The organism is Bacteroides sp. An279, from assembly GCF_002159615.1.
Lineage (GTDB): Bacteria > Bacteroidota > Bacteroidia > Bacteroidales > Bacteroidaceae > Phocaeicola > Phocaeicola intestinalis.
The window spans coordinates 1-11,752 of sequence record NZ_NFJA01000045.1 but is presented as its reverse complement, the minus strand read 5'-3'; the positions used below and the strand labels follow the sequence as shown (position 1 = coordinate 11,752).

Sequence of the window (11,752 nt, the reverse complement as noted above, 5' to 3'; positions counted from 1 at the left end):
ATGATAGGGATTTCCCTCTTTCCAATAAGCTTTTCGTGTTTAACTTAGACAAATGCTTGTTTGCTTTTGGCACTGACAAGCTCTATGTCTAATCGGATTATTTCCGTACGATGGAACGACTTTTGGGCATATTCGATGCCTTGCATCTTATTATCTGGACAATACTTGCTAAGTAAGAGCGAGAGCGCCGACATGCGTTCCGCCTCATGTAAGCTGCGGTGAGCAGTACATTGCACAATCACGCTTTCATAGGCAGTAGTGAACTGCGCTGGCTTTACTTGCGTACGTCCTATTACGCAGAAGGACACTTGTGGGCAGGCATCAATACACAATAGCTTGTGTCCAGTAGGGGCGCAATGGATATAGATGGAATTGCCGCGGTCCCACACGTAACTAAGGGGGATTCCGTACGCACCGTTCCCGTCCTCGCTGCGCATAGACAGCACGCCATATTCGCCTTCCCGCAAGATTTCAAAGGCGCGTTCTTGTTCCAGTGTCCGGTCTTGCCGACGGATGGTTGAATTGTCAAATCTCATAAGACTAGTTTTTATTTGAAGTCAGAAGCAGAAGGAATTGGTCACTCCTTTAACTTTTTTAATATCCTTAATTTTTTTCGTTAACTATTGGCTATCTCATAAATTTCCCGTGTTGCCTGGCGGTCTAAGGGAACGTAGTTACCTACTCGTTCACCCTTATTGGCATGCAGATGTTTTACCAGTTTGTCAATGTCTGGGTGTTCGATGCCAAGTTCCCGGAACGTTGTAGGCATGCCGATTTCACATAAGAAGGCTTTCAGGCGTGTGATACCTTCTTGTGCCACTGCTTTTTGGTCTTCACTAACCGGCACATCCCATACGCGTTCAGCATATTGCGCTACTTTGCCAACATTATGGTTAATCATGTAAGTGAGCCATGCAGGGAAAATTACGGCAAGACCCGCTCCGTGAGTCACATCGTAGAGAGCACTTACTTCGTGTTCCATGAAGTGAGAGGCCCAGTCTTCTTCACAGCCTGTACCACAAATGCCATTATGGGCTATGGTACCTGCCCACATGATGTTGGCACGGGCTTCGTAATTATACGGGTCGGCTATTATTTTCCGTGCTTCCTCGATAATGGCTTTCAAGATGCCTTCGCACAGGCGGTCGGTTACTTCCGTACCAGGAGTATTTGTAAAATAACGCTCCATGATATGCGCCATCATGTCGGTGATGCCACTTGCTGTCTGCCAAGCAGGTAGGGTATAAGTTAATTCTGGATTCATTATGGCAAATTGTGGACGTAACACTTCAGGAGTGCGTAAGCTTAGTTTCTTTAGTCCGTCCACTTTCGTGATGACCGAATTGCCTGACCCTTCGCTACCTGCCGCAGGGATGGTGAGCACCACACCCACAGGCAGCGCTATGTGGGGCACACTCTTACCGGTGAAGAAATCCCAAAAATCACCTTCATAAGGGATGCCGGCAGCAATCGCTTTAGCCGTGTCAATAACAGAACCTCCGCCTATAGGTAAGAGAAAATCTACTTGGTTACGTCTTCCTAGCTCAATGCCTTCGTACACTTTCAAATCAGTAGGATTAGGTTGCACATCTGCTAGTTCGGTGTAGACAATGCCTATTTCTTCTAACGATTTTTTTACGCGATTCAATAAACCATTTTTTCGGACAGAACTTTTTCCATATACTATCAATACATTTGTCCCGTGAAATTTTTTCACTAACGTTCCCGTCTGTAGTTCAGTATCTTTACCGAAAACAAACTCTGTGGGACTGTAAAACATAAAATTATTCATACTTTTAATTTGGTTAAATTGATTTTAGTAGATTACAAAATCAAATTTGATTCGGTTTATTTCTTTTGTCTTTCCATGTTTAGGAACAATGAGTTCTGCAGACAAAGGTAGATAATATTCTCGATAAATCGCATACTTTTACTGACTATTATAAAATTGGATGAACGTTCAATGTTAGTATAATCGCGATTATGTTTAATTCATAATAATATTCCCACCACTTTCAATCATTTGTTTTTATCGAATTGATAAACATAAAAAGAATGTTAATAGGTATTCTAATTTTTTCAATTCCCAAATTCTTTCAGATTTGCTGCTTTACTTTGCAATAGAAAAATTAAACGGAATGAAATTATTAACCATTAAAAATGTAAGCCTTATGAAAAAGTGGATGTTTTTATTAGTATGTATGTTTTCGATGCAAGTAGCTATGGCAGACAATGATAAGCCTATTACTTTTGAACAGCTGCCGGCGGCTGCACAAACTTTTATTAAGCAACATTTTGCTGATGCGAAAGTTGCTTTTGTCAAAATGGAAAAAGAATTTCTTGATTCGTCCTACGATGTTATATTCATCAATGGTGATAAGGTTGAATTCGATAAAAAAGGTAATTGGAAAGATGTGAGTTGCCGGCGGATGACGGTTCCACAAGCCATAGTGCCAACCAAAGTACAAGAATTCGTAAAAAGCAATTATCCCGATGCCAATGTAATAAAGATTGAGAAAGACCGTTATGAATACGAAGTAAGACTCTCCAATTTTTGGGAATTGACTTTTGACCTTAATGGAAATCTCATCGATATGGATAATGATAATGACTAAGTAACCTAACAATGAACAATTGACAATTAGCTGGTAGCACCATAATTGTCAATTGTTCATTTATTAATTCTATTTTTTGCTCCTCTCCTATTGAATTTATTATTGGCTTTTAGTGGTTTAAGCCATAAATAGGATGAATAATTGTGCAGTTAAAATTCGCAAGAACATAACTAATGGATATACTGTAGAGTAACCTACCGCTGGTGCGTCATTACCTGACACTTGATTAGAATATGCCAGCGCTGGTGGATCAGTTGTACTACCAGCGATCAAACCTATCAGGGTATAATAATTGATTTTATAGTATAACCGTGCTATTAAGCCGATAATCATTAAAGGAAGTAATGTAATAAGAAAACCGACTCCTACATATAGCAAACCATCACCTTCGACAACAGTTTGCACGAAGTTTTCACCAGCCTTGACGCCCACACTTGCCAAGAACAAAACCAATCCGACTTCACGCAGCATCAGATTTGCACTCATTGTAGTATAAGTCACTAAATGAACTTTATATCCGAAACGTCCAATCAGAATAGAAATGATTAATGGACCACCTGCTAAGCCTAGCTTTACAGGTGTAGGGATACCTGGAATAGCAAATGGCAGGCTGCCAAAAATAATACCACAAAGAATCCCCACAAAAATAGTCACAATATTGGGGTGGTCCAAACGTTTCAACTGGTTACCTAACATTCCAGCCACACGTTCAATGGCATCTTGCGGTCCTACTACCATTACACGGTCACCGACCTGCAATGTTAAACTTCGGGCTGCAAAAAGATCCATACCCGAACGATTGACACGAGTCACATTCACACCATACATGCTACTGAAATGCAGTTCACCCACAGTTTTCCCGTTAATAGAAGGTTGTGTCACCAAAATACGGCGCGATACCATCGGTTTGTTTTCTGTATTCTGATGTTCCCAGTCCACTTCAATTTTTGAACCGATAAAGGCCTCTATTGCCTCTGCGTCATCTTCGGCACATACGATGTTCATTTCATCACCTGTGTGTAGCACTGTTTTAGAATTAGGAATATTTACCTCTCCGTTTTGGAGGATACGCGAACACACTAAATTACGTGCCAAGAAATTTTGCAACTGCAAAATAGTCTTGCCATTTAAAGCCGGATTTTCCACCCTTAGCTGGATTCGATAAGGTTTCAGATGTGGGTTGGCTTCTTCGGCTTGTTGGATAGCTTCCGATTCCTTTTCAAGATCTACCCTGCATATATAGCGGATAAGAATCATTGAAAGAATAATGCCGATTACTCCCAACGGATAAGCACATGCATATCCCATGGCAATTTCCGGACCTTCATAGTGTAACTGTTGCAACGCTTCATTGGCAGCTCCTAGCCCCGGTGTATTCGTTACTGCACCACAAAGGATACCCACAATCATCGGAACTTCAATGCGTCCTTGCAAGGCATAATAAATAATAAGGGCAACAATGATATTAAATGCAACAATTCCAGTAGCAAGTAGGTTCAGTCTAATTCCTCCCTCCTTAAATGAGGAGAAAAATGAAGGACCAACCTGCAGACCAATGCAGAAGACAAACAATATTAACCCAAAGTCTTGTAGGAAAGAAAGAATGGCAGGATTCCCCGTAAAGCCGAAATGCCCTGCTAAGATTCCAACGAACAAGACAAAAGTAACTCCCAGCGAGATGCCGAAAATTTTAATTTTCCCTAAGAGTACTCCGCCTGAAATTACAAAGGCATAAAGCGCAACAATGTGCGCTATGGAGTTGGGATTCGTCAATAAATCTTGTAGCCAATTCATAATATTATCTCTTTAAGTTGCGCAAATGTAACCAAATCAAATAATATGTCAAAGCTTTTGCTCTAAAAAAAGAAATAAAATTAGAGAATGTATAGCAATATAGCATTGTAAATACATTTCTAATGCACAGAAATTGTTTGTCTGTGATTCACTGATGTTCCTCTGTAAATTCTGTTTTCAATAAAATGAAAAAGCTCCGATTCTTAATAGAACAGAGCTTTTTTATTTTATTGAAAAACAATTCTTAGAAGCTGTTTTGAATTTATCGTGCGATGATTTGGGATGAGTTTTTGAGGCATTTTCGCTTCTGTGATGAGGAAGATAGCGGGCTATCTGACGAAGAACAGGAGCGGAAAGGACCAAAAAATTGCCCAAAGCACACACGAAAACGGATACATCAAGCCAAGAAAAACTTTTTGGAGAAATTCAAAACAGCTTCTTAATGTTTTTTATTCATTCGTCCTTCACGTTCCTTCTGCAGGCGTTCCTGCTCTTTCTGCAAGGCTTCCAGCTTCGCCATCAGTCCGCTCTGCTTGCGTTCAGAAGGCGCTTTCTTATTGGCTTCCAGTTGTGCCAGCAACTTCTTTTCATCGGTCATACGCCGCATGATCCACATCGTAAGAATACCTATTAACCCAGAGATAAAGTAATAATAACTCAACCCCGAAGCATATTCATTGAAAATAAAAAAGAACATTACCGGCATGATATACATCATCCATTTCATAGCTGCCATCTGTGGGTTGGCACCTGTGTCTTGCTGTTTCATCATGATAATCTGGTTGATTACCGTAGTGGCACTGAAAAGCAGGCAGAACAGGCTGAGATGATTTCCCAGCAACGGGATACTGGTGCTCCAGTGAATCAAATCATCATACGATGAAAGATCGCTGGCCCACAGAAAACTCTGCTGACGCAACTCGATAGCATTGGGTACGAAAAAGAATAGCGCCATGAACACTGGTGTCTGTATCAGCATCGGCAAGCACCCTCCCATCGGACTTACGCCGTACTGGCTGTAAAGCGACATGGTTTCCTGTTGTTTCTTGAGCGCATCTTCCTGCTTGGGATATTTCTCGTTGATTTTATCTACATAAGGTTTCAGGGCACGCATCTTAGCCGAAGATATAAACGATTTCCACGTAGTGGGCAGTACCAATATCTTCACGATGATAGTCATCAGCAGGATAACGACACCCATGCTCAGTCCCAGTCCCGACAACCAGTCGAAGAGGTTGATGGTGAACCAGCGGTTAATGAGCCGTATAATGGGCCAACCCAAGTAAACCAGGTCTTCCAGTTCCTGATCTTTATCTTTGAAGCTCAGGTCATTGCTGGCCAGCAATGTCTTGAAATGGTTGGGGCCAAAGTAGAACTGGAAGTGGCTGGGCTGTGTACCGGTAGGATCGAAAGCTGTTTGCATGCCGGCATGATAATTTTTCATATAGCCGCTACTTTTTTCTTCCATCTTCGAGTCAAGAGTAGCATTTTCGAAGTTCTTCTCAGCCATAAACACACACGAGAAGTATTGGTTCTTAAACGCTACCCAATCAAGCGGTTCGGTTATACTTGCCTGCTCATCCTTGGTCTCGCTTAAGTAGTCGAAGCTATCCCCCACCGGCTTGTAGGTTAGCGAGGTATATCGCTGCTCGAAGTTGTATCCTTTCTCCATCTGGCGTGCACGTTGCTTCCAGTCGATAGTCATAGTCTTTACCGCAGGCGAAAAAAAGTTCTGCAAACCGCTGGCCTGCACGGTAAAGTCGAGCATGTACGAGTCTGGCAACAGGCGGTACTTGAAGTCCAAATGTCCACCATTCGCCGCGTTCAAGCGCATTGTTACGGTGCTATCGGTTACATCCGTGGTTTCAAAATACAGATTGCTGCTCAATATGTTCTCGTTCTTTCCTTCGAAACCGATGTTGAGCGAGGCATCATCGCCATCGAACAATACCAGCGGTTGCTTTTGCTGGTCATTGTATTCTTTCAGCATCGCCTTGCTTACTCGTCCTCCCTTGTTGGAAAGCGTGATTTGCACGACGTTGTTTTCGAGGGTAGTGAACTGTTCGGTGCCTTGGGTATGGGCGAAGAATTGCGAAGTGGAGTCTGCCTGAAGCACTTGTGCAGCTTCAGCCTGCTTGGCTTTCAGCATCTGTTCTTCCTGCTGTTGCACCACAGTCTCGATGGAGTCCTGGTAGTGCTGTGCACGCTCCATCTCTTCCTGGCTAGGGCGGCTGTAGATGCTGAATCCGATGACAACTGCGCCAATCAGGATGGCTCCCACTAACGTGTTTTTATCCATTTGCTTTTAAATTTATGAGTTATTCTTTTCTGTTTCCACAAGAGGGCACAGGATATACCAGAAGATTTTTTTAGTTAAATACTCTGCATATCCCTGTGTTCTCTGTGCGAATCTTTTTACTTGCTGATTGCCGCTTTGACGAATGACAAGAACAGCGGGTGCGGCTTGAGCACGGTGCTGCTGTATTCGGGGTGGAACTGGGTACCAATGAACCAGCGCAAGGTAGGAATTTCGATGATTTCCACCAAATCTGATTCTGGATTAATGCCCACGCACTTCATTCCTGCTTTCTCGAATTCTTCCTTGTAGTCGTTGTTAAACTCGTAGCGGTGGCGGTGGCGCTCCTGAATGTGTTCTGTCTGATAGGCCTCGTAAACCTTCGAGCCTGGTTCGAGTACGCATTCATAGGCTCCCAGACGCATCGTGCCACCCATGTTAGTGATGGATTTCTGTTCTTCCATGATATCGATGACATTATGAGGGGTCTGCTCATCCATTTCACGGCTGTTGGCATCGGCATAGCCCAATACGTTACGGGCAAATTCGATGGCCATGCACTGCATGCCCAGGCAAATGCCAAAAGTGGGTATATCATGGGTACGGCAATACTTGATAGCTACAAATTTGCCGTCAATGCCTCGCTGACCGAATCCCGGACAGATGATGACACCGTCCATGTCCTTCAGATTTTCTTCCACATTGCCTTCGTTCAGCTTCTCGCTGTTGATGAAATGAATATCTGCCTTGCGGTCGTTGTAGGTGGCAGCCTGCGAGAGGGCTTCCAAGATAGACTTATAGGCATCCTGCAAGTCATATTTTCCCACCAGACCGATACGCACTACTTCTGTAGCATGATGACGGCGTTCCAAGAAGGCACGCCACGGACCCAGTGTCGGAGTCTCGCCAATGGGAAGGCCCATTTTCTTGAGGATGGTGACATCAAGTCCCTGCTCTTGCATGCGGAGCGGCACTTCATAAATGGTAGGCATGTCGATAGACTGTACGACAGCATTTTCATCGACATTACAGAACAAGGCCACTTTCTTCTTCAGCCCCGTACTCAATGCGTGTTCGGCACGCAATACCAGAATGTCGGGCTGGATGCCCACCGACTGCAATTCCTTGACAGAATGCTGTGTGGGTTTGGTCTTCAACTCACCGGCTGCAGCCAGATAGGGTACATATGTAAGGTGCACGCACAAGGCGTTGCGTCCCAATTCCCATTTCAGCTGGCGGATGCTTTCCAGATAAGGGAGCGACTCAATATCGCCTACAGTTCCGCCGATTTCAGTAATTACGAAATCGAACTTGTACTTGTTGCCCAACAATTTGATGTTGCGCTTGATTTCGTCCGTGATATGGGGAATAATCTGCACCGTCTTACCCAGGTAGTCACCGCGGCGTTCCTTGTCGATAACGCTCTTGTAGATACGGCCTGTCGTGATGTTGTTCGCCTTCGTTGTCTGGATTCCCAGGAAGCGTTCGTAATGTCCTAAGTCGAGGTCAGCCTCGTGTCCGTCCACCGTGACGTAGCATTCACCGTGCTCGTATGGGTTCAGTGTTCCAGGATCGATGTTGATGTAGGGATCAAACTTTTGTATAGTCACGCTGTAGCCTCTGGCTTGCAGCAACTTACCGATAGATGATGAAATAATGCCTTTTCCCAAAGAAGAGGCAACACCACCTGTTACGAAAATGTACTTTGTTTCTGCCACAATATGTTAGTTTTAATGTTTTTGGTTTAGCACTTCTATTTCAAAGTGGCAAAATTAGTAAAAATTGCCGAATCTTGCACTATGATACTGCAAATTATCCTGCATGTAACCATAAAAACCTAATATGTGGTCCGCAAAATGCCCATAGTATAAAAGGAAGTTAGAAGGAGTTATGCTTTCGGCAGAAGTTAAAGGCCAACAGTCCTGCTATGGCTTCCATGAGCAAAAGTATTGGCTTCTAACTTCTTTTAACTCCCTGAGATAACTCCTTTTAACTCCTTATTGGGCAAAATGCGGAATTCATTTCTCAATAAACATTCTTTGCCACATATCTGTTGTAAGAGTGCGATTCTTTTTCATTTCGGTTCTATTTTAAATAGGCACCCCTGTTCTGCAAATGGAAAAAATTGTATTTTTGCAAAAACTTTAGAAACTGTTTTGAATTTATCGTGTGCTGATTTGGGATGAGTTTTTGAGGCATTTCCGTTTGTATGATGAGGAAGATAGCGGGCTATCTGACAAAGAACAGGAGCGGAAAGAACCAAAAAATCGCCCAAAGCACACACGAAAACGGAAACATCAAGACGAGAAAAACTTTTTGAAGAAATTCAAAATAGTTTCTTAATATGAATGTCCGTAATTAGCCAATACGGTCGGGTTGAAAACGCAGTAGTACTGCATTCGCCGATGAAGTATATATCCGTAGGCGGATGAAGTTATATTCAATCGCGGATGCAGTATATATTCATTTTTCAAGGGTATGTATTGACTGCTTGCGGACCATTCATCAACTTTATTGGATATCTAAACTTTCACAGAGAGAAATACAGATGTTTATATAAATATATCAAAATAAGAAAATGAAGACGATAGGCATTTTTGTGGGATTATTATTAATAAGTATGTATGGCTTTGCACAAACGGATGCAGATTCGATAAAAACAGACCGTGTGTATGCGACAGATACAACAGGTATAACAGAACTTTCGGGTGATTCAGTATCGGTTCCAGCTGTAAATCCGGTAAATGATACATTGTCTGTTTCGTTAGATACAATGGTTGCTGTAGTAAAGGAACCGGTTGTAAACCCCATAAACCGGAAAGTAAAAGCCCGTTTTTATGCACTGCTCTCCCAATATCGGAAAACCCGGCAGGAAATGTCAGAACGTTGGGATGATATCTTCATACCACATGCTCCGGCGTGGATTCGTCCGGATGCCGATTATTTCAAGCTTGCCATGCCTGCCACATATTACTCGGATGCTATTGAGCAGGCAATCTCTATCGATGGCTGGAAGCCGGAAAGTCCTTTCCCGGAAAAAAATCCGATAAAAGATTCTCTGTTCCAGATACCCCGTCTTACGCATACAGCGGATGTCGACCGTGCCATCAACCGCCAACTGTTAAACTTTTACGTACAATATCCTAATTTGGTACGTAAAAACGAAAACGACCTAAGCGGCCTGGAGCCTTTGCCGGATGAAATGATTGTCAGGAAACCACGAAAGAACAAAGTGCTTACCTTGCTGACTCCAGAATCGACATACCGGATGGGTGAAGATAATTTATTGATAATCCGGCCGAATTTTTGGACCATTTCAGGGAACGGTTATATCCAGTTTTCACAAAACTATATTTCGGACAATTGGTATAAGGGAGGAGAAAGTACTGTTTCGCTTTTGTCTGGTATGACATGGCAATTCAATTACGATGACAAGCAGAAAATCCAGTTTGAAAACAAAATCGAATGGAAACTGGGATTTATCACAGCCCCTTCGGATACCGTGCACCAGTACAAAACCAGTGAAGATATGCTCCGCATCAGTTCGAAATTCGGCTACAAAGCAATCTGGAACTGGTATTATACGATTTCGGCAGAATTCAAGACTCAATTCTTTTCCAAATATGATACGAACTCGGACAATCTCGTTTCGGGCTTACTCTCTCCTGCCGAACTGAACATCGGTATCGGTATGGATTATAAATATGTGAAAGACAACATCTGTAACTTGTCTGTCCTGATCAATCCGTTCAACTACTCACGCTATAGTGTGACAAGCGACCGGGTAGACCCGACTAAATTCAATATCGAGGCAGGACATAAGATAGAGAATCAGTTGGGTTCGCGCCTGGAAACCACGTTGAAATGGAACCTGTTGAACAACTTGCTATGGGAGTCACGTTTTTCGTATACGACAAATTATGAAAAAGTCTTGGCAGAATGGGAAAATACGTTTACGTTTGCATTCAATAAATATTTTTCAACAAAGTTATTCGTGCACGCACGTTTCGATGATTCGGTAACGCTTGAAGCGGATGACGATAGTTATTTTCAACTTCAGGAATTGTTGAGTCTAGGATTCAATTACACGTGGTGAGAAAAGAGTAGAGATTAAACTTATTTTGTCACAGAAACAGATAGGGATACCGGACCTGTAGGGTTTTGTGATGTATGTTATAAATTTAGACATAAAATTATGATTTCATTTGTTCAAATTCTTGATTTCATAGGCACATTTGCTTTCGCTATTAGCGGCATCCGTTTGGCTTCCGCCAAACGTTTTGACTGGTTTGGAGCATATATCGTGGGGTTGGCAACAGCCATCGGAGGTGGAACCCTGCGTGATGTGATGCTAAACGTGACACCCGTATGGATGACCGACCCCATCTATTTAATCTGTACGGCTTTTGCCATGTTTTTCGTTATTATTTTTGGCAAATACCTGATTCATCTGAATAACACTTTTTTCTTTTTCGACAGTATTGGACTTGCATTATTTACTGTAGTAGGATTCGGTAAGACTATTGCTTTGGGATTTCCGTTTTGGGTCGCTATTATCATGGGGAGCATAACAGGTGCGGCAGGAGGAGTAATCCGTGATGTTTTTATAAACGAGATTCCGTTGATTTTCCGAAAAGAAATTTATGCCATGGCATGTGTGATTGGAGGACTTGCATATTGGGGTTGCCTTCAATTGGGCATGGAGGATTATGTCTCGCAGATTGTAGGCGGAATGACGGTATTGATAGTCCGTATCCTAGCCGTGAAATATCAAATTACTCTTCCCATCTTGAAAGGAGACCCCACAAATCAGCAAGAGAAAGAATAGACAGACGGATTAAACGAATATATCAAACCAAGAAAGACTTTTTGTAGAAATTCAAAACAGTTTTTTAGCACAACGGTTGTTTCCCGATGTAGAAGATAATCTTCTCCGGCATTGAGAAGCTGTTTTGAATTTATCGTGCGATGATTTGGGATGAGTTTTTGAGGCATTTCCGCTTCTGTGATGAGGAAGATAGCGGGCTATCTGACGAAGAACAGGAGC

General features: G+C 42.6%; 10 protein-coding genes. 5 read left to right on the top strand and 5 right to left on the bottom strand.

What is annotated here, in order from left to right; translation table 11 throughout:
- Window positions 1-44: 44 nt before the first annotated feature.
- Window positions 45-536 carry a pyridoxamine 5'-phosphate oxidase family protein gene (locus B5F78_RS09415; RefSeq protein WP_022040872.1) on the bottom strand — a complete coding sequence of 164 codons (492 nt, stop codon included), beginning with the start codon at window positions 534-536 and terminating at the stop codon, window positions 45-47.
- A gap of 80 nt (window positions 537-616) precedes the next feature.
- The gene (locus B5F78_RS09410; RefSeq protein WP_087209849.1) at window positions 617-1,792 is read right to left on the bottom strand and encodes an iron-containing alcohol dehydrogenase; all 1,176 of its coding nucleotides are present in this window, start codon (window positions 1,790-1,792) and stop codon (window positions 617-619) included.
- A 379-nt stretch (window positions 1,793-2,171) separates the two neighbouring features.
- On the opposite strand from B5F78_RS09410, the gene B5F78_RS09405 reads away from it, so the two are divergent.
- A complete protein-coding gene (locus tag B5F78_RS09405) occupies window positions 2,172-2,615 on the top strand; it encodes a PepSY-like domain-containing protein (RefSeq protein ID WP_022040874.1) in 444 nt (147 codons plus the stop codon).
- A gap of 117 nt (window positions 2,616-2,732) precedes the next feature.
- On the opposite strand, the gene B5F78_RS09400 is transcribed toward B5F78_RS09405, so the two are convergent.
- The gene (locus tag B5F78_RS09400; RefSeq protein ID WP_087397845.1) at window positions 2,733-4,409 is read right to left on the bottom strand and encodes a putative transporter; all 1,677 of its coding nucleotides are present in this window, start codon (window positions 4,407-4,409) and stop codon (window positions 2,733-2,735) included.
- A 272-nt stretch (window positions 4,410-4,681) separates the two neighbouring features.
- On the opposite strand from B5F78_RS09400, the gene B5F78_RS17205 reads away from it, so the two are divergent.
- The gene (locus B5F78_RS17205; protein ID WP_158100112.1) at window positions 4,682-4,852 is read left to right on the top strand and encodes a hypothetical protein; all 171 of its coding nucleotides are present in this window, start codon (window positions 4,682-4,684) and stop codon (window positions 4,850-4,852) included.
- Here the strand turns inward: B5F78_RS17205 and yidC are convergent.
- Window positions 4,849-6,708 carry a membrane protein insertase YidC gene (gene yidC, locus B5F78_RS09395; protein WP_022040876.1) on the bottom strand — a complete coding sequence of 620 codons (1,860 nt, stop codon included), beginning with the start codon at window positions 6,706-6,708 and terminating at the stop codon, window positions 4,849-4,851. The two genes, B5F78_RS17205 and yidC, sit on opposite strands and share 4 nt — an antisense overlap.
- 116 nt (window positions 6,709-6,824) lie before the next feature.
- Window positions 6,825-8,423 (bottom strand): CTP synthase, encoded by a 1,599-nt coding sequence (locus tag B5F78_RS09390; RefSeq protein WP_022040877.1) that lies wholly within the window; start codon window positions 8,421-8,423, stop codon window positions 6,825-6,827.
- Window positions 8,424-8,874: 451 nt separating this feature from the next.
- Between B5F78_RS09390 and B5F78_RS17200 the strand changes: the two genes are divergently transcribed.
- From B5F78_RS17200 to B5F78_RS09380, 3 genes are all read left to right on the top strand, one after another.
- Complete coding sequence (locus tag B5F78_RS17200; RefSeq protein WP_162608516.1) at window positions 8,875-9,048, top strand: hypothetical protein; 174 nt, start codon at window positions 8,875-8,877, stop codon at window positions 9,046-9,048.
- Between the two features lie 235 nt (window positions 9,049-9,283).
- Window positions 9,284-10,801, top strand: a complete 1,518-nt coding sequence (locus tag B5F78_RS09385) for a DUF3078 domain-containing protein (RefSeq protein ID WP_087406570.1) — start codon at window positions 9,284-9,286, stop codon at window positions 10,799-10,801.
- Window positions 10,802-10,900: 99 nt separating this feature from the next.
- A complete protein-coding gene (locus B5F78_RS09380) occupies window positions 10,901-11,533 on the top strand; it encodes a trimeric intracellular cation channel family protein (RefSeq protein WP_022040879.1) in 633 nt (210 codons plus the stop codon).
- The last annotated feature ends 219 nt before the right edge of the window (window positions 11,534-11,752 follow it).